Source organism: Cupriavidus sp. L7L (assembly GCF_004353535.1).
Lineage (GTDB): Bacteria > Pseudomonadota > Gammaproteobacteria > Burkholderiales > Burkholderiaceae > Cupriavidus > Cupriavidus oxalaticus_A.
This window is the reverse complement of sequence record NZ_SMNY01000041.1, coordinates 13,829-39,884: the sequence shown is the minus strand read 5'-3', so window position 1 is coordinate 39,884 and position 26,056 is coordinate 13,829. Positions and strand designations below refer to the sequence as shown.

22 protein-coding genes and 1 pseudogene are annotated in these 26,056 nt (G+C 58.5%); 4 read left to right on the top strand and 19 right to left on the bottom strand.

Features of this window, described 5'->3' with window-relative positions:
* Positions 1-102 (bottom strand): transposase DNA-binding-containing protein (locus E1J61_RS30240; protein ID WP_133097564.1); only part of this gene is annotated, 102 nt, incomplete at its 3' end.
* A gap of 156 nt (positions 103-258) precedes the next feature.
* On the opposite strand from E1J61_RS30240, the gene E1J61_RS37555 reads away from it, so the two are divergent.
* Both E1J61_RS37555 and E1J61_RS30235 read left to right on the top strand, forming a co-directional pair.
* Positions 259-402, top strand: a complete 144-nt coding sequence (locus E1J61_RS37555; RefSeq protein ID WP_165971575.1) for a hypothetical protein — start codon at positions 259-261, stop codon at positions 400-402.
* Positions 403-447: 45 nt separating this feature from the next.
* Positions 448-1,911, top strand: a pseudogene (locus tag E1J61_RS30235) (Tn3 family transposase); the annotation flags it as partial.
* Between the two features lie 41 nt (positions 1,912-1,952).
* Here E1J61_RS30235 and E1J61_RS30230 read toward each other — a convergent pair.
* From E1J61_RS30230 to E1J61_RS30180, 11 genes are all read right to left on the bottom strand, one after another.
* Positions 1,953-2,633, bottom strand: coding sequence for a DsbA family oxidoreductase (locus tag E1J61_RS30230; RefSeq protein WP_133097563.1), 681 nt, complete (start codon positions 2,631-2,633; stop codon positions 1,953-1,955).
* A gap of 308 nt (positions 2,634-2,941) precedes the next feature.
* Positions 2,942-3,610: an adenylate kinase gene (gene adk, locus E1J61_RS30225; RefSeq protein WP_133097562.1), complete on the bottom strand. Its 669-nt coding sequence runs from the start codon at positions 3,608-3,610 to the stop codon at positions 2,942-2,944.
* A 97-nt stretch (positions 3,611-3,707) separates the two neighbouring features.
* Positions 3,708-4,421 carry a TetR/AcrR family transcriptional regulator gene (locus tag E1J61_RS30220; RefSeq protein WP_243737047.1) on the bottom strand — a complete coding sequence of 238 codons (714 nt, stop codon included), beginning with the start codon at positions 4,419-4,421 and terminating at the stop codon, positions 3,708-3,710.
* Positions 4,422-4,584: 163 nt separating this feature from the next.
* Positions 4,585-5,778: an MFS transporter gene (locus E1J61_RS30215; protein WP_133097561.1), complete on the bottom strand. Its 1,194-nt coding sequence runs from the start codon at positions 5,776-5,778 to the stop codon at positions 4,585-4,587.
* Entirely contained in the window at positions 5,775-6,605 is an 831-nt protein-coding gene (locus E1J61_RS30210; protein ID WP_133097560.1) for an enoyl-CoA hydratase/isomerase family protein, read from the bottom strand. Before E1J61_RS30210 ends, E1J61_RS30215 begins: the two co-directional genes overlap by 4 nt.
* 28 nt (positions 6,606-6,633) lie before the next feature.
* Complete coding sequence (locus E1J61_RS30205) at positions 6,634-8,136, bottom strand: class I adenylate-forming enzyme family protein (RefSeq protein ID WP_133097559.1); 1,503 nt, start codon at positions 8,134-8,136, stop codon at positions 6,634-6,636.
* A 123-nt stretch (positions 8,137-8,259) separates the two neighbouring features.
* Positions 8,260-9,672, bottom strand: coding sequence for a TIGR00366 family protein (locus tag E1J61_RS30200; protein ID WP_133097558.1), 1,413 nt, complete (start codon positions 9,670-9,672; stop codon positions 8,260-8,262).
* A 394-nt stretch (positions 9,673-10,066) separates the two neighbouring features.
* Entirely contained in the window at positions 10,067-10,618 is a 552-nt protein-coding gene (locus tag E1J61_RS30195) for an OsmC family protein (RefSeq protein WP_116322766.1), read from the bottom strand.
* Positions 10,619-10,694: 76 nt separating this feature from the next.
* Positions 10,695-12,308, bottom strand: a complete 1,614-nt coding sequence (locus E1J61_RS30190; RefSeq protein WP_133097557.1) for a long-chain-fatty-acid--CoA ligase — start codon at positions 12,306-12,308, stop codon at positions 10,695-10,697.
* 41 nt (positions 12,309-12,349) lie between these two features.
* On the bottom strand, positions 12,350-13,180 hold the full coding sequence (locus tag E1J61_RS30185) for an enoyl-CoA hydratase/isomerase family protein (RefSeq protein ID WP_133097556.1): 831 nt from the start codon (positions 13,178-13,180) through the stop codon (positions 12,350-12,352).
* Between the two features lie 43 nt (positions 13,181-13,223).
* A complete protein-coding gene (locus E1J61_RS30180) occupies positions 13,224-14,225 on the bottom strand; it encodes an MDR family oxidoreductase (RefSeq protein WP_133097555.1) in 1,002 nt (333 codons plus the stop codon).
* Positions 14,226-14,946: 721 nt separating this feature from the next.
* Between E1J61_RS30180 and E1J61_RS30175 the strand changes: the two genes are divergently transcribed.
* On the top strand, positions 14,947-16,029 hold the full coding sequence (locus E1J61_RS30175) for an AraC family transcriptional regulator (protein ID WP_243737046.1): 1,083 nt from the start codon (positions 14,947-14,949) through the stop codon (positions 16,027-16,029).
* A 1,106-nt stretch (positions 16,030-17,135) separates the two neighbouring features.
* Here the strand turns inward: E1J61_RS30175 and E1J61_RS30165 are convergent.
* From E1J61_RS30165 to E1J61_RS30155, 3 genes are all read right to left on the bottom strand, one after another.
* The gene (locus tag E1J61_RS30165; RefSeq protein ID WP_133097554.1) at positions 17,136-18,512 is read right to left on the bottom strand and encodes a cytochrome c peroxidase; all 1,377 of its coding nucleotides are present in this window, start codon (positions 18,510-18,512) and stop codon (positions 17,136-17,138) included.
* 26 nt (positions 18,513-18,538) lie between these two features.
* On the bottom strand, positions 18,539-18,982 hold the full coding sequence (locus E1J61_RS30160; RefSeq protein WP_133097553.1) for a FixH family protein: 444 nt from the start codon (positions 18,980-18,982) through the stop codon (positions 18,539-18,541).
* Positions 18,983-19,090: 108 nt separating this feature from the next.
* Complete coding sequence (locus E1J61_RS30155; RefSeq protein WP_133097552.1) at positions 19,091-19,462, bottom strand: DUF3703 domain-containing protein; 372 nt, start codon at positions 19,460-19,462, stop codon at positions 19,091-19,093.
* Between the two features lie 121 nt (positions 19,463-19,583).
* Between E1J61_RS30155 and E1J61_RS30150 the strand changes: the two genes are divergently transcribed.
* Positions 19,584-20,375, top strand: coding sequence for an AraC family transcriptional regulator (locus E1J61_RS30150; protein WP_165971574.1), 792 nt, complete (start codon positions 19,584-19,586; stop codon positions 20,373-20,375).
* Between the two features lie 657 nt (positions 20,376-21,032).
* Here E1J61_RS30150 and E1J61_RS30140 read toward each other — a convergent pair.
* The 4 genes from E1J61_RS30140 to E1J61_RS30125 all read right to left on the bottom strand — a co-directional run bounded on the left by E1J61_RS30140 (position 21,033) and on the right by E1J61_RS30125 (position 26,006).
* Positions 21,033-22,244, bottom strand: coding sequence for an MFS transporter (locus E1J61_RS30140; RefSeq protein WP_133097550.1), 1,212 nt, complete (start codon positions 22,242-22,244; stop codon positions 21,033-21,035).
* On the bottom strand, positions 22,241-22,918 hold the full coding sequence (ribB, locus tag E1J61_RS30135; protein WP_133097549.1) for a 3,4-dihydroxy-2-butanone-4-phosphate synthase: 678 nt from the start codon (positions 22,916-22,918) through the stop codon (positions 22,241-22,243). Before ribB ends, E1J61_RS30140 begins: the two co-directional genes overlap by 4 nt.
* 195 nt (positions 22,919-23,113) lie before the next feature.
* Positions 23,114-24,586 (bottom strand): NAD-dependent succinate-semialdehyde dehydrogenase, encoded by a 1,473-nt coding sequence (locus E1J61_RS30130; protein ID WP_133097548.1) that lies wholly within the window; start codon positions 24,584-24,586, stop codon positions 23,114-23,116.
* Between the two features lie 82 nt (positions 24,587-24,668).
* Positions 24,669-26,006 carry an MFS transporter gene (locus E1J61_RS30125; RefSeq protein ID WP_133097547.1) on the bottom strand — a complete coding sequence of 446 codons (1,338 nt, stop codon included), beginning with the start codon at positions 26,004-26,006 and terminating at the stop codon, positions 24,669-24,671.
* Positions 26,007-26,056: the final 50 nt, after the last annotated feature.

The window sequence follows — 26,056 nt, the reverse complement described above, 5'->3', positions numbered from 1 at the left end:
AAACCGCTTGAGCAACTCCTTGGCGCGCCGATCCCGCCGCGGATCACCTAGATCCAGGCTCTCAAATTCCTCGTCCACCCATGCCCCCGACTCGTTGCCCATCGCTGCTAAAAACTCGACAGTAAACGCGAGTCAGGCGAAGTTAACAACCCCTTACCTCGAAATTTCCACGGCCTCAGGCTCCATGCCCCACGGTGGAGACGGTACTACTTCTGTATAAGGAGATGCCCTAACCCTTGCTCGGCCCCATTACGGTGCGTGATCACCCATTTCGGCTGCTTGATCACCCATTTCGGCAACGTGATCACTCGTTTCGGGAACGTGATCACCGATTTCGGCGGCGTCGCCGAAGTGATCACGTTCCGCCGAAACCAGCGATCAGCTTCCGCCCGAAACAGGTGATCACGTTCCCCCGAAATCGCTGATCACGCGCCCCGAAATACGCATTACTGTGACATCGTTGGCTTGCCACCGGATGGCAAGAGCTTCGTCAAAACATTGTCCGATAAACTGAGCACGGCCCTCGACGAGGTGGATGCCAACTTCCCCGAGAACGACGGCATCGAATTCGGAGAACAGGGGCTGATCATTCACCGGCCCGGCAAGGCGCCTGACCCGCCCAACATGATGCTGATCGACCAGGCCATCACCGCATCGATGCCGCAGATCAGCATCCTTGACGTGCTGACCGAAACGGAGCAATGGCTAAATCTGCATAGGTTGTTCGGTCCATTGTCCGGCTTCGATGCCAAGCTCGATGACCCTCGCAAGCGAGTTATTTGCACGCTGTTCTGCTACGGCTGCAATCTGGGACCGAGCCAGACGGCTCGATCCGTCAAGGGGCTGAGCCGCAAGCAAATTGCCTGGCTGAACCTCCGTCACGTCACGGAGGAACGGCTCGACAAGGCCATCGTCAAGGTCATCAACGCATACAATCAATTCGCGCTACCGAAGTACTGGGGCAGTGGCAAACGCGCGTCTGCAGATGGCACGAAGTGGACTCTGTATGAGCAGAATCTACTGTCGGAGTATCACATACGTTATGGTGGATATGGCGGGATTGGCTACTACCACGTCTCCGATATGTACATCGCCCTCTTCAGCAACTTCATTCCGTGCGGCGTGCATGAGGCGGTGTACATCCTGGACGGCCTCATCAGAAATGGCTCTGAGATTCAGCCGGATACCATTCACGGCGACACCCAAGCGCAGAGTGGGCCGGTGTTTGGCCTATCCTACCTGCTGGGCATCAATCTGATGCCGCGCATGCGCAATATTAAGGATCTGGTGCTATACAAGGCGGACCGACGCCGACGATACGACCATATCGAGCGCCTGTGCCGCCGGTCCATCGACTGGGACCTGATCCAGCGACACTACCCTGACATGATGCGGGTTGCCGTCTCGATCAAGGCCGGCAAGATGACGCCGTCGACCATCCTGCGCCGGCTGGGATCGGAGAGCACGAAGAATAAGCTTTACTTCGCGTTCCGGGAACTGGGCCGCGTTATCCGCACGCTGTTCTTGCTGAAGTACCTGAACGACCCGGAGCTCCGGCGTACCATTCATGCCGCGACCAACAAGAGCGAGCAGTTCAATGACTTCGCGCAGTGGTTGATGTTTGGCGGCGACGGCGTCATCGCCGAAAATCTGCGGCACGAACAGCGCAAGGTGATCAAGTACAACCAGCTGGTCGCCAACATGGTCATCCTCCACAACGTTCAGTGGATGTCGCGCAAGCTCAAGGAATTGCAGGAGCGCGGGCATCCGGTGAGTGCCGACGTTCTCAAGGCGTTGTCGCCTTACCGGCGCGAGCACATCAACCGGTTCGGCGATTACCTGCTTGACCTGCAGCGGCGCGTGCCGCCACTCGATCCATCGATCGATTTCGTATTCAAATCAGCGGCTTAGCGAAGATGTGGCGGATTTTTTTCGAATCCCGGCCAACCCTCTTAGATGTGGCATCCGTCAATACCACAACTTGGTGCATCAGGGTCTTCATCAAGTTTAGCTGCGTGCACAGCTGTTTGAAGCAATGCCTTCTGGAAGGCCTCCGCTTCCCGTGCTCCTGACAAGTAAAACTTGCCATTGAAAATGAATAACGGCACACCACTACCGATGGAATTTATTGCCCTCTCTTCATGTGCGATTTCTGACAGCTTACTGTTGTCATCGAAGGCAATTTTCCTATCGGAAATCCCAACACTTTTCGCGATGCCGAGCAGTACATCCCTGTCGAAGATGTCAAGGCCATGGGTCGTACTCGCCGCGAAGAGCCGTTCAACAAGGCGACTCTTTTCCTCTCCGTCGACCACTGACTTCACAAGAACATGGGCATCGGTCGTGTCGCCGAAGCGCATGGTGCCGAAGTTGTACGTCAAGCCTTCCATGGCGCCATTCGCTGCGACCGCCTCCATCATCCGCGTCGCTGCAATATGGCTGCCAAACTTGTTGAAGAGCGCCAACTTGAAATCTCCCGGGGCCATGCCTCGCGCCAGTCGGTATGCCTTGTGCGTCACTGTGACTTCAATTTCGCCGCTGAGCGAGTTTACTGCCTTCTCCAAGCGTCGCTTTGCAATCCAGCACCAGGGACACACGAAATCAGACCAAACCTCTACGTTGACTCTTTTCATACCACTGCTCCTCGATAAAGCCTTCGGAGTGCCGCGCATAAACCCTATCCCGCAGCCCTCGCAGTAGATGACTAGTCATCTACTGCGAAAGTTTAAGCGATTTCTGAGTCTTGCTCGGCAACATCCTCCTTGCCAATTGGAATTTGCTACTGGGGGTCAAAACCTGGCCTCGGCGAGTCGTCCTACGCAGGCATGTAGAACGCCACCGACTTAAGCAGGCCGACCAATCGCGAAGTCATCTCTGCGAGGCCGCTGTGCAAACGGCTTTCATGTCGCCTCAGGGTACTTGTTCACTGCGCTGTTCTTACTTAGGAATTCAGAGCTTCAAGCATCCGCGAAGTTATCTCGTTCACATTCCCCAGCCCGACTACTTTCCGGTATATCGGCTTCAACGCGCTTCCAGACGTCTCTTTGTTCGCCGTCAATCCGAAGTAATAGTCGACCAGCGGCCGTGTTTGCTTGGCATAGACCTCAAGGCGCTTCCTGACGATTTCCTCCTTGTCATCGTCTCGTTGAATGAGCGGTTCTCCGGTTTCGTCATCCACGTTTTCGCTCTTGGGTGGATTGAACTTGACGTGGTACGTTCGGCCGGAGGCGGCATGAACTCTCCGTCCACTCATACGTTCAATGATGGCTTCAAAGGGGACATCGATCTCCAATACATAGTCAATCGGAACGCCTGCATCTTTCATGGCTGTGGCCTGCGGGATAGTCCGCGGGAAACCATCAAACAAATACCCATTCTTGCAGTCGTCCTCCATCAGCCGGTCCTTCACCAGGCCGATGATGAGGTCGTCGGACACCAGGCCACCCATTTCCATGGTCTTCTTGGCCTCTATGCCCAGAGGAGTTCCCGCCTTCACTGCTGCACGCAGCATGTCGCCAGTTGAGATTTGCGGAATAGCAAACTTCTCGCAGATGAACTTTGCTTGCGTGCCTTTTCCGGCGCCTGGAGCGCCCAAGAGAATTAAACGCATTTGCGTCCTCAAGTCGTGACGTAGGTACTGCGTGGGGCTTCCACTCAGGCCTTACGCGCGCGAACTCCCGGGCCGGGAACGGAACAAGGGAACACTCTCAGGCAGCTCGAGGTGCTCCGGCGCGCTTGCGAGGTGCAGCTTTTTGGGCAGGCGAGATACTCAAGGATTGATTAATCGAATTGGGACCGAGTGCCCGCAACTGTCCGATGAAGGCCTGGCTCACAGCATCTAAAGGGGCCCGAGATTTTTCGAGCTTGGCGCCGAGCACAGCCCCCTCCCACGCATACCAGAACAGTCGAGACAGGCCTTCGACGTCTGCTTTCTCGGAGAGTTGACCGGCATGCTGCGCCTCCTCCAAGCAAACCTGGGTGCGACGTTGCCAGCCGCGGACGGTTGCCAGTAAGGCTTGTCGAAAGGCTTCATCGAGCGCCGCTAGCTCCTGGCCAAGGTTGCCTACGAGGCAACCGCGCCGAAATTCGAAGCGCTCCATACCGGCCGTCGCCTCATCCATAAAGGCTTCGATTCTTTCTATCGGTTCTACCGTCACATCGGAAAGAATTCGGTCGAGCTTCTTGTTGAAGTATTCCGCGTAACGTTCGATGACGGTCAGCGTGTAGGCATCCTTGCTACCGAAGTAGTAGGCAAACGAACCCTTCGGCACACCAGCCGCAGCGACAATTTCATCGATTGGGGTATTGTAAAAACCCTTCTCGGTGAATACCGCGACCCCGATGCGCACCAAATCCTCGCGCTTGTTCGCGTCGCGCTTCGCGCGTACCGGTTTCTCCATTCCTTTCGATTTCTCAGTCAAAGGATTCCCCTTATCTCCCAGCGCTGCGCGCACAAGACGCAGACATGGCAACTTAACGAAATCATGATAGTAAAAGTTGGCTGACTGGTCAACTAGTCCTCATGAGTCGGCTTCGTGTCATCAACCCGTGCCTAACGGCGAACGGCTTACCCCTTGTTGAGACCTACCCCAACTGTTTGGTCACTTGCAGCGAGAGCAACCCGCGGAAAAACACCAACCCCACTATCGGCCCCGGCAGCAGCAGCCAAGCTACGTTGGCCCCGAGACTACCGATGTTTACTGTCACTAAGTTGATGGGCAGCACGGTGATGAGGAAGCCAATGCTGTTCTGAATGGCAAATGCGCTTCCCACCAGGTGCGGCGGGCAAGCTCGACCTGAGATGGCTGAAAACTGAGCAGAATCAGCGATGACAGCCACCCCCCATATCAGCAGGACCGCAATGCACAATGAGGCACTTGCATGAGCAGCCACGATGGGATAAATCAGGCACATCCCGCCAGACGTCGCTAATGCCACGGCTGCAACACGGGCACTGCCGACCCGCTGGCTCATTCTCCCTGCCGCGATACAGCCGAACGCGCCGGAGGCGATGATGGAAAACGCGACAAGGGCCGACAGCTCCCGCGAGGCCGCCGACATGACTCCTGCTACAAGGAAGGGCACAGCAGTCCAGAACGCGTAGAGCTCCCACATGTGGCCAAAGTAGCCGATGGCGGAAGAGCGGAACGTCGGGTCACGAAAGACCGTGATTGCCTGCCCCCAGGATGACTTGCGCACGCCCTGGCTGCGGGTCAGATACGGCCCATCACCGAGCAATGCGATGATTGCCCCACCCGCAACGGCGAGCGCTGACGATGTCAAGACAACCGCTTGCCACGACCATCCCCCGCCCAACGCGCGGACACCATGCGGCAGCGCCGTTCCCATGGTGAGCATCGCCACAAGCAAGCCAAGTGTATGGCCAGCATTTGCCTTCGACCAAGAGATGACCATCTTCATCCCAAGGGGATAGATGCCGGCAAGGCAGACGCCCACAGCGCATCTGGAAAGAAGCGCTTGGTGGAACGAGAGAGGCGCCAGCGCGAACAACGCATTGAAGGCAGAGCCCAGCAAGCAAGAAACGGCGAAGATTCGGCTCGCCTGGAAGCGGTCCGCAAGGCCCGACGTGGAAAGGAGAAGCGTCCCGACGATGAAGCCAATCTGCACCGCGCTCGTCAGTTGCCCCAACTGCGACGTTGACAACGACCAAGCGCGCACCAAATCTTCCGCTGCGCTGTTAGGGCTGAACCAGAGGGACGTCCCCAGGAACTGGGAGATGACAATTGCCGCAATCGGATACTGAGAAAGGCGTGTCATTCTTCTTCGAAGCGCTGAGCGCGCCACTCCAAGGCAGCCTTCAATCCACCGCTACGGGCGATGTCCATGAACTGCGCCTTATCCGGTGAGCCGTGAGATTCAATCGCGTGGTCGATGTCCAGTGCTGTTGCCAGAGCAGCCTCCAACCCCTGGATGTCATATGTCCGTTGAATGGCCTTCTTGGTCTGCTGGACCAGGTCAGGGTCCATCCGTGCGATGTTTCGCGCGATTCGCAAAGCGCAGTTGAGATGCTCACCAGAGGGTGTAACCTCACTGACTAGGCCCATTTCCATCGCCAGCTTTGCGCTGACCCGGTCCTGACCGCTGAGGATGATTCGCTTGGCATGCTTTGGCGACGTCATCCATGGCAGCAGCATCGTGACGATGCCGGCGCCGAACCGCAACTCGGGCTCACCAAAAAACGAGTCTTCCGCGGCGATGGTCATGTCGCAAGCCAGCGCCATTTCAAAGGCGCCTGCCACGCACGGACCATGCACCGCCGCGATGGTTGGTTTTGTACTACGCCAGAACTTCATCGTCGCGGTGAAATCCAGGTCCAAGATTTCCCTCCAGACCTGAGGCCCCTTCGGCCGTCGCTCCATTTGGTCCTTCAAGTCGAAGCCAGAGGAGAATCCGTTGCCGGCTCCGCTAAGGACAATCACTCGCACGCGCTGGTCACCCTCAAACTGCGTCATCGCGTCGCAAATTTCAAGCAGCATGCTTTTGGACAGTGCGTTGAGCCGTTGTGGTCGATTGAGCATCAAGTGAGCGACACCGCTATCGCTTACTTCAACCTGGATTGATTCGAACTGACCGGTAGAGTTCATGATGTCGTGGCGTAGTAGGAGGACCCTTTCAGGCGCTCCAGAAGGGAAGTTGCTGGACCGGCTGAGTGGCCAGCCATTTTGAGAGCTGGCCACGGTCGACCTTGCCAGTACGTCCCGTAGGCAATTCCGTACCGACGTAGCAGATGTCGGGATGCTTGAACTTCTCAAGCACGCATGCGAGCTCGCTTCGCATCACCCTGGCATCAAGGTTGACGCCTGCTTTGGGTATCAACAGTGCCTGGATTCGCTGGCCCATCACTGGGTCAGTGGTGCCTGTTACCAGGGCAGCTGCGATGCCGGTGCAGCTGGTCAGCGCGCGCTCCACCTCGACGGGCGTCACCTTGTTTCCGCCGCGGACGATAACGTCCTTCAAGCGGCCAACGATGGATACGAATCCGTCGTCGTGACGAATTGCCAGGTCACCGGTACGGAACCAACCGCCCTCGAAAGCTGCGGCCGTGAGCTCCTCGTCGCCGAGATAGCCGTTCATCAGGTAGGGGCTCATTAGCTGTAGTTCGCCCGGCGCACCTTCTGCGCCCTCCCCTTCGCTGCTAACGACGCGGAACGAAATGCCCGGAAACGGCTTGCCAATGGTTCCCTCGTGCGACTGATAGTCCCTGGGCTCGAGCACAAAGTCGCTTGTTGATGTTTCCGTCAGGCCGTAGACGTCATAGAGAGATGCGGGCTGAATGAAGGCACGCAGCGCTACCGACAGGTCTTTCCCGAGCGGCTCGCCGCCGATGACCATGGCGCTCAAACGTCTGACATCCTGTAGGCGGGCTTTCGCGTGTGCGAGCTGCTCATCCGTCAGGGCGCTAAAAGTTGCTCGCACCATGGTTGGCACGACGCCTAGAAAGGAGACCCGCTCGCGTGCCAGCGCGTCGAGGAACTCGGCCGGCGAGAATCGCGCCTGTGTTACCAACCGGCCGCCAGCCAACAGAGTCAGCAGCGCCACCCAGATGCCAAAACTGAAAGTATTGTTCAGCACCAGCATGGTCACTGTCTCGGGTGACAGAGAGAACTGCCGCTGGTTTTGGTCGAGCTTCCCAGAGAAGGCAGTGTGCGAAAGCACGGCAGCCTTTGGCAGCCCAGTCGAGCCCGACGTGAAGATAATCAGCGCACCATCCCGAAGCGTCTTTTCCCGGCTTTCGTCTGCATTGGGTGCCTCGCCGCCTCGCCACAAGTTGACGAGGCTATCGCTGTCGGAAAGGAGGTCCAACGCAAAGCGGCACTTCGCCTTACCTTGCATGGCTGCCGTTACCGCTTCAGGTGTGGTGCGATGAACCGGTGCAACAACCCCTCCGGCCATCCAAACTCCGAAGAAGGCAACGAAATCCAGTGGGTGGTTCGAGCACTTCACCATCACTGGGTCATGTGCCTCAATTCCGACTTCGCGTAGTTGTGTAGCAACCTCGCGAGAACGCGCCAGAAATTGCGCATAGGTGAGATCGTATCCCTCCCCACACAACGCCATACGTTCCCCGTATGCGAGAGCGGCATTCTCGAGACTGGTTGCGAGATTTCTGTCCACTATAGTCACCGGTTCGATGAGTTTCTGTTGGGACCTCAGGCAGTTACGCAGAACATCCTGTACGAAGGATCGCGTAGTAACCCGAGGTCCACCTTGGAGCAATGTCAGTAGCCCGAATGCGGATTAGCCGTGCGGAAGCGCGAGTAGCACGCCGCCCATTACAGCACACATGACGAAGAAGATGATGAGCGTGTAGCCCATAACGCGCCCGAGGCCGACGCCAGCAATGGCAAGCAGCGGGATTGCCCACATCGGCTGAATCATGTCCGCAGCACCCTCGCCCAGTGCAACCGCGATGGCTACAGCCGCCGGTGGCACTCCCAGGCTGGTCGCTGCCGGGACTGCAAAGGGAGCTTGCACAACCCAGTGTCCGCCAGCACTTGGCACGAATACGCTGACGATGAGGGAGGACATGAACGTCCAGAACGACAGCGTATTAGTCGAGGAGTACTGGACAAAGATTTCCGACATCCAGTCCGCCAGACCGGTAGCGGTCATGATTCCCATAATCCCGCCATACAGGGGAAACTGCAGCAGAATCGGGCCGGCAACCCGGGCGGCATTGTTGACAGCCTTAAGGTATGCATGTGACGACCCGTGCATCAGCAGTCCCAGCAGCAGGAAAATCAGTACAAGCATGTTGAGGTCGAGCTTGAAGGAACCGCTCGCTGCCTTCATGCCGATATACCATGCACCAACGCCCACAAGCAGGAGGTTGACCAGCCGGCTGTGATTCAACCAGCCAGCGATGGACTTCGGTGCCGGCGGGTCCGCTGCGATGGAGTCTTCCCTCTTCAGCTTCTCCGGGTCTGCGGGGACGGCTTCCTTCGCGCTGGGCATCATCAGCCAGAAGACAAGCGGGATGAGAACTGCGAGCACCAGAAGCGGGACGTAGTTGAGCGGCGAGAACAGAAAGTCCTTCATCGGAAGCACCTTGCCGGTGAGCTTCTCGATGATGTTCATTGGAGAACCACTGCTTGCGCTTAGCAGCGCAATGGAACTCGAAATGCCGCACACGTAGAACGACCACCCTGCGTATGCCGCTGCCACCAGCCAGGCGAAATCAACTCGAACTCGCTTGGCAACCTCTCGGGCGAACAGCGCCGTGACTACCAGCCCAAACGCCCAGTTCAACAGGGTGCTAATCAAGGAGACGAAGAACGTCAGGACCATCGCGCCCGCAGGAGTAGTAGCCCTATCTGCAGTTGCGGACAGCAATTTTGCCACCGGCTTTGAAGTGGACAACGCATGTCCGGTCACCAAAGTCAGAGCGACAAGAAAGGCGAAACTGGCAATCTTGAAGACACCGTCGTACCAGCCCGTGAGGATTTCTGGGACCGTGCCCTTAGGGGCGATTGCATAAGCCAACACGCAAGTCACCGCAGTGAGCAGCACAGCAATGACATACGGGTCGGGCATGACCTGCTCTACCAGGCGCACGCATAGTCGGCTGAGACGCCGAATGAAGCTACCTCCAACAATCGCCTCAGAATCTGTGGGTATCCCGGCGGGTGAGTTCGAATCGGAAAAGGCCATCGCTTGTCTCCGGTTAGCGCAGTAGACATCGGTGCCTGCGATTTGGCAGGCGCGCCGAATTTACCAGTTGACTGGTCATCTAGTTTTTGTGAAAAAGTAGGCCGCTAAAGGCATTTTTCACGCTAGTAATCGGGCTATCTGTAATCCCCTTGCCCGTAAGGAAAGGCTTACATCAGCGGAAGGCAGCCAATGCATCGACCAACTCGTTGCGCCTCTGCGCTGCCGGGGAGCCCCCTGCTTTCACGTACATGTTTGTCTCCTGAATTATTTTTTTACTTAGCTCGCACCTTGATGCGCGAGCTGTGATTCGCTCAAACTCGGTACTCGATAGTTGAGGAGAAGCTTGCGGGCCAGGGGAATGGTGATACCTGGCCCGCCGGCTTTTCGATTCGAGTTATGCGAGCAGCGTCGTAACCTTCACCGGATTCGCGAGCGTGTCGCGGATTGGCGATGCTGCTTCCAGGGCCGCGATGAGTTCCTGCTGCTGTGCTTGCGATGCTTCGGGGCAATCGAGGCGCACCTTCACCTTGATTTCCTGAGCGCCGGGGCGCACAGATTTGTCAATGCCAAGGAAGCCGACCAGGTCGATGTCGAACTCGAGGTCAAGGTCGATTCGCTTGATTTGGATTCCGCGGGTTGCAGCGCAAGCGGCCAGCGTAACGCCGTAGCAACCAGCGAGTCCCTGCAGCACATACTCCGCCGGGCTCACAGCCTGGTCGGTGCCCAGCAGAGAAACCGGCTCGTCCGTCTGAAGACTGAATTTGCCTTGGCGGCTCTTGTCGGCCTCGCCAGCCTGACGCAATGCGCCGGTTTGCGATTGCATGCGCAGGGCACCGTTGGACGTGCTTTCCAGCGAGAAGGTAACTTTCCCTAGCTTCGGGTTTTCGCGCACAGCGGCTACCGTTTCGGAAAGGGCTTTGGGGTCCAGATAGGGTTGATTGCTCATGGGAATTCTCCGTGAAGATTTGAAAAAGAAGGCGCTCGTTCGTGCGTAGCTCGGGAACTACGCACTCGGCACCCCGCTAGCAACTTGCAAATTCACCTTGACTCAGCATCTGACGGATGCGCTTCTTGTCGATTTTTCCCACCGAAGTGCGGGGAAGTACTTCCGTGACTACCCACTGGCTTGGCACCCACCACCGGGCAACCACTGTTTGCAGCCAACTGGACAGTTCTTCAGAGTTCGCCGTGACGCCGGACTTGAGGACAATTACCGCTGCCGGACGCTCTTGCCATCGGGGGTCTTCCACCGCAACAACTGCCACGTCATCGATGAAAGGGTGCGACCTGATGGCCTCCTCAAGGGCAAGGGACGGAATCCATTCCCCGCCGGACTTGATGGCATCCTTCGCGCGGTCGGAAAGGCAAACGTAGCCGTCCGCATCCAAGGTTCCAAGGTCGCCCGTACGTAGCCAGTCGCCGTCGAAGTTCTCCCGGTCATCGCTACCCAGGTAGCTTGCGGTGACCCAGGGACCGCGAATCTGGATTTCACCTACCGTCTGGCCGTCATTGGGAAGAGGACCCCCGCCAATCTCAGCAACGCGGACCTCCAGGCCGCAGACAACACGGCCTTGCGTTGCACGATAGCGAGCCCGCTCCGCGTCGGATGTTGCCCACGGTGGCGTCTTGCAGATTGCGGACATCGATGACGTCTCGGTCATTCCCCAAGCCTGGTGCATGTCAATGCCCATCTCCGCATAAGCGGACGCCAGCGTGGTCGGCACTTGGGCGCCCCCGCAGCTGATGGCTTTGATAGCCCCCAAGTTCCGCCCGCCCCGCGAACGAACCAGCTCCAGCACGTCCGCCCAGATGGTGGGTACGCCTGCCGCCAAGGTCGGCGCGTGCCGATCGATAAGTCCCAGCAGGTCTTTGGCATGCAGGGACTGACCCGGAAGCACCATCTCCGAGCCGGCCATCAGTGCTGCGAAGGGAATGCCCCAACCATTAACGTGGTAGAGGGGAACAGCTGGAAGGATGCGTGTCGTCGCTCCAAGGGCCAGCGAATTGGCCGTACACAAAGACATTGCCTGCAGCCAGAGCGAGCGATGACTGTATGCGACACCCTTCGGCATGCCAGTGGTGCCACCGGTGTAGCAGACGATTGCCGCCCTATCCTCCTTCACGTCGGCCCATTCAACCTGAGGAGTCGCCTTTGCGAGCAAATCCTCGTAGTTGCATACGGTCACACCAGGGACCTTGGGAAGTCCCTCGGGAATGGAACCCACAAGAATGACTGCCCTGACAGTCAAACACTTCGGAAGGATTCGAAGAAGGCGCACGCTTTGCGCAGCGTCGCAAACGATAACCTCATCTCCGCCGTGATTAATTACGTACTCGACTTGGTCATCATGCAGCCGGACGTTAATCGTATGGAGTACCCTCCCCGACCCCGGGACTCCCAGATACGCCTCCAGGTGTTCTTGCGTTGCCGCACACAATGTGCCCACCACAGCATCTGCTGAGCAGCCGAGCGCGCCCAAAGCATTGGCGAGACGTCCGGCTCTCTCAGCGATGACTGAAAACGGTACGCCTTCGACCTTTTCCGGGGTGTACACCCGGGAGCGGCCGGTGACGCGTTGGATGTGGCGCAACAGCAGGGGGACACCGAGCTGTTGCGCCTGCATCGTGGATTGCATATTGATTCTCCGTTCCACGAAGGAAGCTAAAGCGCGTCCTGTTACTCTTTCGAATCAGCTTCCAGCTTCCCGTAGCGGGAATCGCGCCAGTTGAGCGCACTGCGCAGTCCATCGTTCTTCACGCGCTCACCGAACTCCGCCTTCTCCGGCGAGTACGCCGCATTCAAGGTTGCAGCCAGGTCGAGGTTCACGTTGACAGCATTCCGCAGCCCCATGGCTTCATAGGCCCGCGTCAGTGCAATCTTCGTCAGCTTCAGGGTGATGGGAGGAGTGATGCTGATGCGCTCAGCAAGACGAGTCACCGTTGCCTGCAGGTCCTCAGGTTTGGTCACGCGATTGATCAGACCCAGGCGTTCAGCTTCCGCGGCCGTGATGACATCGCCAGTCAGAAGCAGTTCATTCGTCTTCTTTTGACCAATCAGGAAAGGCATCAGCAGCGTGACCGGGCCGGATCCGAAGCGAATTTCCGGCTCGCCGAAGTTCGACCGGTCCGTCGCGATAATCATGTCGCAGGCCATCGCGAGCTCGCATGCACCAGCCAAGCACCAGCCATCCACGGCGGCAATGGTCGGCTTCGTCACGGACCACACTGCCATCGACAGGCCAACGTTCCTGGTCAGGGCACCGTGCCAATCTTCGGGGCGTGCAATCCCGGCTTCCACTTCCTCGGCAATGTCATACCCCACCGAGAAATTCTTTCCTTCGCCCGTGATAACGATGACGCGAACTTCGTCGTTAGCCTCGAGTTCACGAATGGTGTTCGTCATCGTCTTGACCACTTCCGACGACAGCGCATTCAGCTTGCTTGGACGGTTAATCGTCACCCACGCGGCGGGGCCTCGCAGTTCTACCTTAACAACGGCTTCACTCATTTCAGTCTCCTTTTTGATTTGGTACGAGTTCGCTTATGCGTGGTTACTTGGCATTTACGTCGACCAGGACTCGGCCTTTCAGCTTCCCATCGAGCATCCGCTCAGAGGCGCTCTTCACCTCGTCAAGCGAAACAGTGGTCGCGGTGATGCCTTCCAGCATCTGCATCGGGAGGTCGTACACAACCCTCTTCCAGGTCATGATGCGCTCTGGCGTAGGCAGCATCACTGAGTCCACGCCAATCAGATTTACATTGCGCAGAATGAAGGGCATAACGGTGGTAGGCAGGTCCGCACCACCGGCCAGGCCGCATGCTGCAACTACACCGCCGTAGTTCATTTCTGCGAGGACTCGTGCCAGAACCTTGGAACCCACCGTGTCGATGGCCGCCGCCCAGCGCTGGCCTTCCAAGGGACGCGGAGACTCCGCCCATTGCGGGCCATCTGCGAAATCGGCCGCGCCCAGGGTTGCAACGTAATCGTGTTTTGCCGGGTCACCCGTCAGCGCGGTCACGCTGTAGCCGAGTTTCTTCAGGATGGCGACGGCAACACTACCCACGCCGCCCGCGGCACCCGTGACCAACACAGGGCCACTCTTCGGACTCACGCCGGCGCGCTCCAGGGCATTGACGCACAGCATGCCCGTAAAGCCCGCAGTACCGACCATCATGGCTTGGCGGGTGCTAAGTCCCTCGGGCAGAGGCACGAGCCAGTCGCTCTTGACTCGCTGGAACTGCGAATACCCCCCCCAATACTTCTCACCCACGCTCCAGCCGGTCAGAACAACTTTCGTCCCAGCCTTGAAGTTCGAATTGGACGACTCGACCACGGTCCCGGCGAAGTCGATACCCGGCACCAGCGGCCACGACTTGACGATTTTTCCGCGGCCCGTAACGGCGAGCGCATCCTTAAAGTTGAGCGTCGAATAGTCAATCTGCACGAGGGTGTCTTCGTCGGGCAGCGCCTCCAGACCCAGTGTCTCAATGGCGGCTTTGGTTTTCTTCTCTTCTTCCCGAAGAACCAGGGCGCGGAACTGTTCGATTGACATATGGATTTCCTTCGGTTGTTGGCGCCCCAAAAGGCAGCGCGCATGGAGGGATTTAAATGAGTACGTTGATTCACCGAGCACTCAGGTCGCACAATGGACTACTAGATGGCCAGTCAACTATTCCCATGATGCAGTGGCCAGCGATTGCGTCCTAGACCTGTCTATGTGCTCCCCAATGTTCGTCTTGCACAGAAATCTCACTAGACGGCCAGTCAACTATATGGGGCCATCACTTACCCGTCAAGGCAAAGAAGGCTTCGGGTTTACGCGACCTTTTCTGCTTGACGAGGGACGCTCGGAGATGCAAATGTCGCCATGCTGCGTTTGCAGGCTGGCGCCTTCTGACCTCGTCCTCGCGACATCCACCCCCGTCCCATGCAACTTGGACTAACAACCCTCCTCACCGTACAACCAGGCTTCGTCTAGGTGTGAGGTCCGCCATCAACGCCTCGTCCACTTCTGTCACTTTATACGTGACCTCCATCGCTGCCCAATCTCCAATACCGACGTCAGATATGCAAAAACTGCCACGATGGTAACCAACTGCTTGGTGGACCTCGGGTAAACTCTTGGAGCGGAAATGCAGAGGTGTACGCTGCAGCATAGGACAGGCCGAGGTTGCGGAATCTGACCAGGCAGAGTTCCCCGAGGCGCCACTGACCGGGCGTTCGCGCGCCACCGGAGGCTACCGAACATCCCAACCCGCTTCTTCGAGACATGTATGGCCATCGCTACGACCAACATCGCGAGTCTTCCATCCAAGGAAGAAGCGAGGGATATGGTCCCCGCAAACTTGCAAACGGCGACAGTCTCGTTGGACCTTGTCCAAGACTTGCTTGCAAGCCTACGGGCTGTGTATCCGAATTGCGTTCTGGACGAGTGCCTGAAGGGGGCTGGCATCGTCAAAGAGTTCATTGACCATCCGGCCTCTCGGCTGACGCATGACCAACTGGTCAACCTCTACAAGGAAGTGGCCGCGGCAACAGGTGACGAAATGATGGGACTATGGAGCCGCCCCATCCGCGCAGGCGCGTTGAAGTACATTGTCCGTGCGGTTCTGGATGCCCCGACGATTAGCGTGGCGCTGTACCGGTTCACACAAGTCTGGAATTTGCTGCTGGACGACTATCAGCTAAACCTAGCTCAAGGTGAGAGCACTATATGCATGGAGTTGATTCCTCTCTCTCCAAATACGGTCGCGAACCGGTTCGGACATGCCTTGATGCTTAAACTCACTCACGGCATAGTCTCATGGCTGGTTGGTCATGAGGTCCCCGTCCACAAAGTAGTCTTTGCATTCCAGCGCCCGCCCTTCGCGGCCGACTACTCAATTCTCTTTCCTGCACCGATTGAGTTCGAGGGGGACATCTCCCGAATCTCGTTCCGTTCTGAGTTGGGAAAAGTTAGGCCGGGACGGAGTGCTGCCGACGTTCGTGCCTTCTTGGAAAGAGCCCCGCGCGATTGGATATTCACTTCCTTTCACGAGCATGCGCTCCGACTGAAGGTTCGTGAGTTGCTGTACGCAGACTTGCGTCGCACACTGAGCGAGGTTGCGCACCAACTGCACATGTCAGAGCGGACACTGATACGCAGGTTGCAAGACGAGGATTTGTCCTTCCAAGGCATCAAGGATGAGTTGCGCAGGGACTTAGCCATGCTGAACTTGGCGCGCAGGGATGTCTCGTTGGCCGAGATTTCATACGCCTTGGGCTTTAGCACGCCTGCCGTGTTCCACCGGGCCTTTCGCCACTGGACCGGAATGACGCCAGGCACCTATAGAAGCGCCCAACAGCAACTGCGTTAGCTGAAGTACTCGCAGGCCTAAATGAATTCTTCGGCATCGTAACCCTTGTCCGCACCAATCACCACGCCTGCTCCCTTTCGCGTGGGGCCATGCGATAAGGCAACGTTTCGCCATACCCTGGTAACGCCGGCCTCACGAGCATCCTAACCACGCGCGCAACATCTCCCCCTTGCTCGCGAGTCCAAGACACCTAGTCGGCTAAAGTTCGCTCAACCGGAGTCCTTATCGGCGTGGGCACCGCATCCTGGGGCGGCAGACGGCGTTGGGCAGGTGGCAAACCACCCTCTTTCTGCCATAACCAAACAGCCCGACCTCGCCTCGTACCGCGCGGGAACAATACGGTGTCCACCACAGGACGTAACCCTTGTAGCGCTCGGACTGAATCAGCGCTCAACGTCAGCTCGAGACTGGCCGCCTGCTACCCGAAGCACGTTGCCCTCTGGCGTAACCTGCCGCGGAATGTCGTTGAATGTCAGCCTGCCCGGCCTTGACGTTGTGGCCAGCCGTAACGGTGATTTTTTCGCTACTCGACGCGTGCGGCTACTTGTCGCAGGAGGAGCCACACGGCTATTCTTCCGTTTGTGCGCCGATGGCTTCAGGTATTTCGCGGCGGAACTGCGCGCCTCCGGCGGGTTCCATACTTCTATGTAGCGCTCGCCGGCAAACGCCGATGTTGCAAGTACCATCGTTACCAAGCCGTAGAGGAGATTCTTGGCCAATATCGTCTCCGCGTTGTGTTTTGGCGACCGGAGCAAGTCAGCTTCTGGTCGCGGCGTATTCTCGCACACCGGGCCGCGAGCCAAACTCGGGTGTCAGCCGAACGCGACAGCCTGTTCGTGCACGACCTGAGACAGTCAGATTGACCCGAGGTTGAGCCCCGGCGCACCCGGTTGGAAGCTGGCGCTACGTTCGCGGAGGAAGGCGCGCAGGCCGACCGCGCGTCAGACTACCGGGTTGGCCGCTCCCGCAGCACGCCGGTCTCGATGTCCTCGCGCAGCACAGGCATGGCGGCTTTCTGCCGCAGGTGAACGGCATCTTTCAGCGACACAGTCATGTCTACGGCCAAGCGCTGCACCTGCGATTGTCTCGCACGACCGCTCACGCGCTTACCGGTCTGAGACTTGCTCAGACCCCTGATAATCAGGTCGAGACGGGCGCTCCACGATGGGACCCGATAGGCTGCGCAAGAACGCAACAACGTCTCGCAGTTCGTCCTCCGTCAAACGGATAGGCTTGCCCTCGGCGTTGCCCTTGCCGCTCTTGACCAACTCCGAGTGACCGACAGCCGCTGCAGGCGAACGCATGTAGTGCGTCACTACCTCGTCCAAGGTCGCGAACTGGCCCGCGTGCATGTACGGAGCCCGTAACGCTATGTTGCGCAAACTCGGAGTCTTGAAGGCACCGACCATGCTCGGTTCGTCGATGGCCATGAAGCTCAGCTCTTTGCAGGCCTGCGCGGGCATGTCGCTGTAACGGCTCAGGCAGTTGAACTCGTCCGCCAAAACCTTGGCTGTGGCAGGAGCGCGGCCACGGTCTGGGCGTGTTGATTCTCTGGGCGGAACGCCCGTGTTGTGGAAGGCTTGGTCGGTCAGGAGCGGACCGTTGTGACACGTCGCGCATTGAGCCTTGCCGATGAACAGACGCAGTCCATTGACCTCCTGGGCCGATAACGTGTGTTGGCCCGCGCGGTCACCAGCGAGAACCGCATCAACGTACCGGTCGAGGCGGGACTCGCCGTAGGTCACTGTCCGCTCGTAGGCTGCGATCGCCTTCCCGATGCTGGCGAAGACGCGGTTGACGGCATCTCGTTGCTCGTTTGTCAGCCGAGACCAGGCGTGCTTCTCGTCGGCGCTGCCAAGCGGGCTCGCGTTGGCCGGTAGGTCCTGCAGGTTCGGGAGGGGCCCGAACAACGACTCATACTCCCGCTGGTAGTGCATTCGCACAACCCGGGCGAACTGGACGCGGTTGCCGCCGTGCTCGACGCCATCCTCCAACGGACCCAACGCTTGAGACCACTGGCTGTCCTTGCGACCGTCCCAGAACAAGAACGGGCTGTACGCCGTCGCTGCGACTGGCATGGTGCGGCGCTTTCCGTCCCCGACGCCCCTTCCAACGGGCAGGCCATCCTGGAACTGGCGGTCAGGAGCATGGCAACTGGCGCACGACACCGCCCCATTACGAGATAGGCGCGTGTCCGCGAACAGCCGCTTGCCGAGCGCGACCGCTTCTGGCTTGTCTGCCACGGCATTCGACGGGTCGGGCGGCGGCGCAGGAAGCTTGTTCAGGCTCATCGTGGATAGGACGGCCCGCTCCTCGCTCGACCACGAGTCGAGGTGGTCCGTGGCGCCACCGGCGTGTCCGAAGCCGATGAGCAAGGCAAGCGGGGCCAGAACCCCGACCACAGCGGTGAGTACGCCCCTTAGCCTTCCGCGCTTGCTCGTCTGCAGCGACGCAGACAGCTTAGATTTGTGGAGCTGGCTCATGAAACTGTCTCCTTGACCCGAGACGCTTAGCGCTGAATCCCGGAGTCGCCGACGATGACGTTGAACACGGCTCCGTCGGTTACGTCACCGGCCTGAATTGCCAGACGCATGTCCCACCAGCCGGTCATGCTGAACTTCATGCCCTCGAGCGCGTAGATGCCAGGCGCTACCTCTCGTGTGATGCGGGGCTTGGTAGGAAAGCCGTGGCCGTGCTGCGGCATTCCCCCGTCGAAACCAATCGTGGCTCGCGACACGGGGGTCCCCTCGAGCGTCTCCACGCGCACCTGCCAGGCGTGCATCTGGTTGATAGCCGGGCCCGAGGCCGGTGGGTCCAAACGGACCATGAACTTGCCGTCGGAGCTAGGGTGCTGCAGCGAAAGGTCAAGGTTCGCCGGAGGTGTGCCACAGGCGGTAGTGAGAAAGGCAAACACGACTGCGACAAGCACAGTTGGCGCGGTGAGCTTGAGCATGGTTGGGATCCTGGGAAATGACGAGGGAACGAGTAAGGCCGGGCGCTCAATGAGGCACCTGAGAAAGGTGTTGGGCGTCCGGTGGCGCTTCGACGGCGCGCCGTGTGGCTAACGCACTGTGCGAGCAGCGTCGATGAGTCGCTGCAGGTCGGCCGGTACCGGCATGGGCTTGAAGCCGCTGACGTTGGTGCCGCCGGTATTTCCAGTAGGCACCCAATCCAGCCAGGTCTTCAACGCAGCAGCGACGAGTCGCCAGGCCTGCCCGAAGGCTTCACCTGCCATGTTCTGGCGGAGTGCCCAGCGGAACATCGCCCAGTGGGTGCGTACGTGTTCCGCCGTGGCTCCCTGGCCAAGGATGTGGGCCCGCTCAAGGTGAGTGAACGCCACGCCTGGCTCGCCTCGCGCTTCGCGCGCCGCCGCGGCATCGAGTTCGGCCTGGACATAGGGACGAATTCGAAGAGTGAAGGTAGTGCGGTACATCGTGAGCCTCCGGGACGGGCTGTTAGACTGAGCGAAATTATTGGGGCCGCGCACGGAAGGAACTTGAACGAAACGGCTGAGTTGGTGAGGTAGCGTCGTGACAACAATGCAAGGGGATTCCGTGCAACCGTCCGTCGGGCGCGGCCGTTTCTCGGCCATCACGTCCACGGGTCGCGGCTACTTCTGGCAAGGCGGCAGTCTCTGGATAGGTGAGGGTCAGGGCAGAACGCAGTGGCACGAGCACCATGCCCATCAACTCGTCGTCGCGTTGAAAGGTAGCTTTCGCTTTCGCACCGAGGCCGAAGGTGTCTGGACTGACTACAGAGGCGCCATCGTCCCGAGTGAATGCACGCACCAGTTCGAAGTTGATGGCCCCGCCGTCATGGCACACCTCTTCGTGGAGCCCGAAAGCAGCGCCGGGCGCGCCATCACCGCACGCTTTGGTTCAAATGCCATCGCCGAACTGCCGGCCGCAAGTGCCCGCGCGGCTGCCAGGTTGCTGTTCGAAGCCTTGCAGTCAAGCCAGTTGGCCAAGGACATGGTCGAGGCTGCATCGTTGGCAATCGCAGAGCTATGTGGGACCACTGCTAGGCCTGACAAAGACCTGGACCCGCGTCTTAGCCGGGCCTTGGACTATATTCGCTCAAATATTCGCAATCCCATCACACTGAGTGACGTGGCCTCAGCGGTCGCCCTGTCGGAAAGTCGCTTTCGGCATCTCTTCGTCGCCGAAACCGGCAGTTCCTTCAGAGCGTATCTCCTATGGCTGCGCATCAATCTGGCCATTGAGGCGGCCATGTCCGGTGCATCCTGGACAGAGGCAGCGCATGAGGCCGGATTTGCGGATTCGGCTCACCTTACGCGGACGCACAAACGCATGTTTGGCATCGAACCGACAGCACTGCGCCCTTAATCGCTCGGGTAAGGTGATGAAATGTCGATGTTTCAAAAGGTGCGCAGACGCTTGGCGAGGCTGAACCCCACATTTCCACTGGCAAGTGGGCCCACAATGTCTGAGGCACGTGCCCAGGGCGGCAAGAGCTACATCGAAGGACCGGGATGGTCGGACGTGAGCACTACACTGATTACCTTTCACCCTACGGCTAGGTCGAGCTTAGCCTGTGCAAAAAAGGGCCATCTGGAATATCCGGCTCGGCACAAGGCGAGAGGGAGGTTGGCGAAAAAATGGCCGCCGACATCAGAATTGCCGACGCCAACGCGGCCCCGGCCACCGAACCGGTGCTCGGGTAGGAACCCTCGTCGCCTGCCGCGATGTTGACCTAGACTTACGCGATGAGGTCGACCGGTGGCTGACTTGGCTGGATCGTCGCTTTGACCGCCAGATCGCCGATAATCGGTTGCGACATCTCGCGGGGTAGACTGATCGCCGCAGCACCATTTCTGAACGACCACTCGGCTAACCACCTTTGGTGGGCACATCTTTGTTGCGACTGCGGCCCAAGGCGGGCTAGACAATCGCGACTCGGCGGTAAGACACTCAGCATTCGGACAGACCTCCACTCGCAGGCGGATTCCCAATCAGGACGAACAAGGCGTCAAGCAGTTCGACTCAAGCGGTCGAGGAAGATGGTTGGCCTTTGGCGGCACGCAGAGAAGGGAGGAGGAACAACAATCCCACTAGCGGTCCTGGAGCCAGGTACCACGCCACATAGATGCCTTGCGACGGAAAGCTCGACGTGACCAACATGATTGAGACAATGGTTATCGCAAAACCGAAACTGTTCTGAATCGCAAGCGCACCGCCAACAAGCTCGGGCGGGCAGGCCTGGGCAGAGGCTGCTGAAAACTGTGCGGAATCCGCAATAACGGCGATTCCCCAGACCAACAGTGCGATAAGGCTTACCACTGCTCCGTAGGGTCGGATGAGGGGGTAGACGATACACATGAATCCCGAGACAGCCAGCGCGGTGGCAGCTACGGACTGGCTCCCAAACCTATTGCTCAAGCGGCCAGCGAGCAGGCAGCCGAAGGCACCGACAGCTATAACCATGAATGCCACGGCAGGTACATAGCCCGAAACCCCTCGCTCTACATCGCTGCCTTTCAAAGCATCCGCGACAAAGAAGGGGACTAGCGTCCAGAACGCGTAAAGTTCCCACATGTGCCCGAAATAGCCGCACGCTGCGGCGCGAAAGGAGCGGCTTCGGAACGCTCCGATTGAGGCGCCCCAGGAGAGCCTCCCTACGCGTCGGGGCGGGAGGAACGGGCCGTCTCCCAGCGCCAGAACGGCAAGCCCGCCTAACACTGCCAATGCGCTGGAGGTGAGCACTACCAGTTGCCAAGGCAAGCCTCCCCCGGCGGCGCGCACGAGGTGCGGCAGTGCCGAACCCAGTGTCAGCATCGCCACAAGTTGTCCCAAGGCCGACCCGGCGTTACCCCGAGTCCATCCGATGATCATTTTCATACCAAGCGGGTAAATCCCCGCGAGACAGAGACCGACCAAGAACCGAACGACCATCGCGTCGCCAAGGTCACTCGCCCCCAGCGCGAAAACTCCATTGAAGAGTGCTCCCAGGACGCTAGCGATAGCGAATATCCGGCTTGCTGAAAAGCGATCTGCCAAACCGGTGACGGCAAGCACTAACGTTCCGATGATGAACCCGAATTGAGTACAACTCGTCAATTGCCCGAATTGTGCCGTAGTTAGATTCCAAGCATGCGAAAGGCTTTCGACAGCGCTGTTTGGACTGAACCAGAGCGACGTGCCCAACAGCTGGCCGACGACGATAACCGCTTTAGGATTCCGACTGAGCAGCTTCATTGCTGCAGATCCGAACTAACTGCATACACTTGCGGTGCCGCTCCTCTCGCGAGGATGAAATCATCACCCTCGGCCTCCGCTCGATACCTAACCAAGTCCGCGATAGACATTGTACGGAGACCAAACCGGTCGGCAAAGTTCGCAATCTCAGCACCTTTCATCACGCTGCCGTCGTCGTTCACCAACTCCGAAATCACTGCTACCTCCGGTAGGCCGGCAAGTCGGCAAAGGTCCACCGCCGCCTCAGTGTGGCCACGTCTTTCCAAGACACCACCCGACTTGGCGATCAATGGAAAGATATGGCCAGGGCGTACAAAGTCCGCCGGTTCCATGCTAGAGGCCAACGCGTTGACAGTATTGCAGCGCTCCGTCGCGGAGATCCCGGTGGTGACACCGGCCGTACCGTCGACCGAAACGGTAAACGCCGTGCGATGTGGATCTTCGTTGTGTTGCACCATCAGCGGAAGATCCAACTCTACAGCCCTCTCCTCGCTAAGAGGCGCGCATACAATCCCCGATGTATGACGAATGATGAACGCCATAATGCCGGGGGTGCAATGAGAAGCGGCTACGATGAGGTCGCCTTCATTCTCACGATCCGCATCGTCGGTAACCACCACTAAGGCGCCGGCCCGAAATTCGGATACTATTTTTTCGATTGGTGCATTCTTCATGATCAACTCCATACACGCCCGCGGAGGAAGCGACCGAGATTCACAAGCACAATGAAGACCTCGGCAATCTGCCTCGAGGCGAATCGTATGACTTCCCGACGGATCTCACACACCTGTGGGGAGGATTTCCGTCCGCCGCGACCTACACAGACATAGAAGACGGCGTAGGCGCGGCATACAGCAAGGACCTAACAGTCAATCGAGGCCGCCGATACAGACATATTTCAGTTCGGTGTAGTCGTCGATACCGTACTTCGAGCCTTCGCGACCCACCCCGGACTCTTTGATGCCGCCGAAAGGCGCAACCTCGGTTGAGATCCGGCCGGTGTTGATCCCCACCATGCCATACTCGAGTTGGCCAGAAACCCGCCAAAAGCGCTTCAAGTCTCGGGTGAAGGCGTAGGCAGCCAAGCCCGCCGTAGTGGCATTGGCGGCGCGGATCACATCCTCCTCCGTGTCAAATCGCGTGATGGGGGCGACCGGTCCGAAGGTTTCTTCGGAGTTGATCACCGCTTCGGCAGGGACATCAGCTAGAACCGTGGGCAAGAAGAAGTTACCCGGTCCTGGAGCGCGGTTTCCGCCCGTAGTTACACGAGCTCCGCGTTTTACCGCATCCGCGACATGGGACGTCACCTTGTCAATTGCCCGCTGGTCGATGAGAGGGCCTTGGTCCGTAGGGCCGAGCAGCCCATTACCAAGACGAAGGGCACTCACCTTTACAGTGAGCTTTTCCACAAAATCATCATAGATGGCGTCCTGGACGAAAATCCGATTGGCGCATACGCAAGTCTGCCCAGCATTGCGAAACTTTGCTGCGATTGCTTCCGTCACAGCGAGGTCGATATCGGCGTCATCGAAGACGATGAAGGGCGCATTTCCCCCCAGTTCCATGGAGACCTTCTTCATGGTAGCGGCACAAGCGGCAGTGAGCATCTTCCCAACCGCTGTCGATCCCGTGAATGTGAGCTTTCTCACCAGAGCGTGACCGGTAAGCACTGAGCCGATCGCTGCCGGGCCGCCGGTTACGACGTTGATGACGCCCTTCGGGATCCCGGCTTCCTGCGCAAGGAACACCAAGGCTAGCGCAGATAATGGCGTGACATCGGAAGGCTTCAAGACAACAGTGCAGCCTGCGGCCAGCGCTGGAGCGAGCTTGCGGGTCACCATCGCGGAGGGGAAGTTCCATGGCGTAATTGCCGCTACAACGCCGACTGGCTCACGGAAAACCAGGAAACGCGTGTCCTGAGAGTGACTTGGAATCGTGTCTCCGTAAACTCGCTTTCCCTCCTCGGCAAACCACTCTATGAACGACGCCGCATAGCGAATTTCATTGAGCGCCTCCGCAGCCGGCTTGCCCTGCTCCGCAGTAAGGAGCGTGGCGAGATCTTCCTCGTGCTGAAGCACGAGCATATGCCATGCTTTGAGCCGAAGGGCTCGCTCTTTCGCGGTCAGGGAGCGCCATCTTGCGAAGGCCGCATGCGCGGCCTCTACCGCGCGCTCTGCTGCGTCGGCGCCGAGATTCGGAACGGTGGCGATAACCTCCCCGGTGGCCGGATTCTCGATATCGATCTTTGCACCGTCTGCCGCATCGGTCCACTCGCCGTTGATAAAAGCTTGCGTGCGCACTAGGTCCGGGCACTTCAGCAGACTTGCAGTCGAGTTGTTCATATGTATGGTCTCTGATTTTGGAAACTTGGCACATGCCGTCGCTGCGTCTGACTGTGACGGCATGTGTATCCGCGCATAAAAATTAGCTCTTGAGCTCGCTACCAGCCGTTTCCTTCATGGACACCGCTGCAATGATGGTAATAATCGCCAGCACGATGATATACGCCTGGAACAGCCAGCTCGCCCCGATGGACTGTGTCCACGTATTGAGATAGGGGGCCGTGCCGCCAAAGAGACCGACGGCCAGCGACGTGAGAATGCCGACACCCACCCCACGCACTCGTCCGGGGACAAGCTCAGCCATCAAAGCCGGATAGTGGGCGACGCCGATAGTCCATATAACAAGACCCAGGGCCTGTGCCACGAAGAGCGTCCAAGGTTGACTGGTCAGGAACATCTGAATCGGGATCACCATTACAGCGATGAGCGAAGCGAAGATGAGCATCGTGCGACGGCGCCCAATGCGGTCCGACATCGCGCCGAAGATCGGCAGAAAAAGCAAGGTGAGTGCCTGGGCGCAAAGACTCGCAACATAGGCGCCCTTTGCATCCATCTTATGGATTGCAATTGCCATCGCAGGGGCAAAGGCCACCCAGATGTAGTACCAAACATTCATTGCCGCGTTCAGCGCAATGACGCGAATGGTGAACTTCGCGATTTCGCCTTTCGACAACGGTTTGCTCTGCTCGCCTTTCGCTTGCTTCTTATGCATCGCGGAAAAGGCCTCAGTCTCAACAGCATTGCGCCGCATGAACAACGCATAGATGCCGAGGACCGCGCCGATCCCAAATCCCACTCTCCACCCCCAAGAGTTCATCTCCTCGCTGGAAAGAGTGGCGCTGAGAGCCGCAGCGACGCCGGTCGCAAGCATCACTCCGAGGATGACGCTCACGTAGACGGAACTCGCCCACAGACCACGCTTCTCTTTCGGTGCGATTTCCGCCACGTACACGTACGACACACCGGATTCGCCGCCATGCGCAAAGCCCTGAATTACGCGCATTAGAAACAGGGCCAACGACGCCCAAGATCCAATCTCAGCATAACTCGGTAGCAAAGCAATGCCCAAGCTTGCCGCGGCAAGCAGCACCATCGTAGTGACCAGCGCAAGACGCCTGCCTTTACCGTCTGCTAGTCGACCGAAAACAAAGCCGCCGATGGGCCGCGCGAGGAAACCACCCGCGAAGATCGCAAGCGTCGACAACAGTGCAGAAGTGGGATCCGACTTACTGAAAAAATTCGCTGCCAAATAGACAGAGAACGTGCCGTAAATGGTCCAGTCGTACCATTCGAGAATATTGCCAACTGCGGCGGCCTTGAGGGACCGCTTTCGTTCCGCGAGTGTATGTTTGCTGTCATCGACTCTAGCGACTGACAAATCCACTGCACTGGGGGCGGTAGAAATATTGATTGTCTCCATAATCATCTCTTTATAATGTTCGGCAATAATCGAAATCTATGAGAGGGACG

What these genes read in the sequence shown, in the direction of transcription:
- E1J61_RS30230 (WP_133097563.1), bottom strand. Translation starts at nt 2,633, where the DNA reads ATGAAAAGAGTCAACGTAGAGGTTTGGTCTGATTTCGTGTGTCCCTGG.
- adk (WP_133097562.1), bottom strand. Translation starts at nt 3,610, where the DNA reads ATGCGTTTAATTCTCTTGGGCGCTCCAGGCGCCGGAAAAGGCACGCAA.
- E1J61_RS30215 (WP_133097561.1), bottom strand. Translation starts at nt 5,778, where the DNA reads ATGACACGCCTTTCTCAGTATCCGATTGCGGCAATTGTCATCTCCCAG.
- E1J61_RS30210 (WP_133097560.1), bottom strand. Translation starts at nt 6,605, where the DNA reads ATGAACTCTACCGGTCAGTTCGAATCAATCCAGGTTGAAGTAAGCGAT.
- E1J61_RS30200 (WP_133097558.1), bottom strand. Translation starts at nt 9,672, where the DNA reads ATGGCCTTTTCCGATTCGAACTCACCCGCCGGGATACCCACAGATTCT.
- E1J61_RS30195 (WP_116322766.1), bottom strand. Translation starts at nt 10,618, where the DNA reads ATGAGCAATCAACCCTATCTGGACCCCAAAGCCCTTTCCGAAACGGTA.
- E1J61_RS30190 (WP_133097557.1), bottom strand. Translation starts at nt 12,308, where the DNA reads ATGCAATCCACGATGCAGGCGCAACAGCTCGGTGTCCCCCTGCTGTTG.
- E1J61_RS30185 (WP_133097556.1), bottom strand. Translation starts at nt 13,180, where the DNA reads ATGAGTGAAGCCGTTGTTAAGGTAGAACTGCGAGGCCCCGCCGCGTGG.
- E1J61_RS30180 (WP_133097555.1), bottom strand. Translation starts at nt 14,225, where the DNA reads ATGTCAATCGAACAGTTCCGCGCCCTGGTTCTTCGGGAAGAAGAGAAG.
- E1J61_RS30175 (WP_243737046.1), top strand. Translation starts at nt 14,947, where the DNA reads ATGGCCATCGCTACGACCAACATCGCGAGTCTTCCATCCAAGGAAGAA.
- E1J61_RS30165 (WP_133097554.1), bottom strand. Translation starts at nt 18,512, where the DNA reads ATGAGCCAGCTCCACAAATCTAAGCTGTCTGCGTCGCTGCAGACGAGC.
- E1J61_RS30160 (WP_133097553.1), bottom strand. Translation starts at nt 18,982, where the DNA reads ATGCTCAAGCTCACCGCGCCAACTGTGCTTGTCGCAGTCGTGTTTGCC.
- E1J61_RS30155 (WP_133097552.1), bottom strand. Translation starts at nt 19,462, where the DNA reads ATGTACCGCACTACCTTCACTCTTCGAATTCGTCCCTATGTCCAGGCC.
- E1J61_RS30140 (WP_133097550.1), bottom strand. Translation starts at nt 22,244, where the DNA reads ATGAAGCTGCTCAGTCGGAATCCTAAAGCGGTTATCGTCGTCGGCCAG.
- ribB (WP_133097549.1), bottom strand. Translation starts at nt 22,918, where the DNA reads ATGAAGAATGCACCAATCGAAAAAATAGTATCCGAATTTCGGGCCGGC.
- E1J61_RS30130 (WP_133097548.1), bottom strand. Translation starts at nt 24,586, where the DNA reads ATGAACAACTCGACTGCAAGTCTGCTGAAGTGCCCGGACCTAGTGCGC.
- E1J61_RS30125 (WP_133097547.1), bottom strand. Translation starts at nt 26,006, where the DNA reads ATGGAGACAATCAATATTTCTACCGCCCCCAGTGCAGTGGATTTGTCA.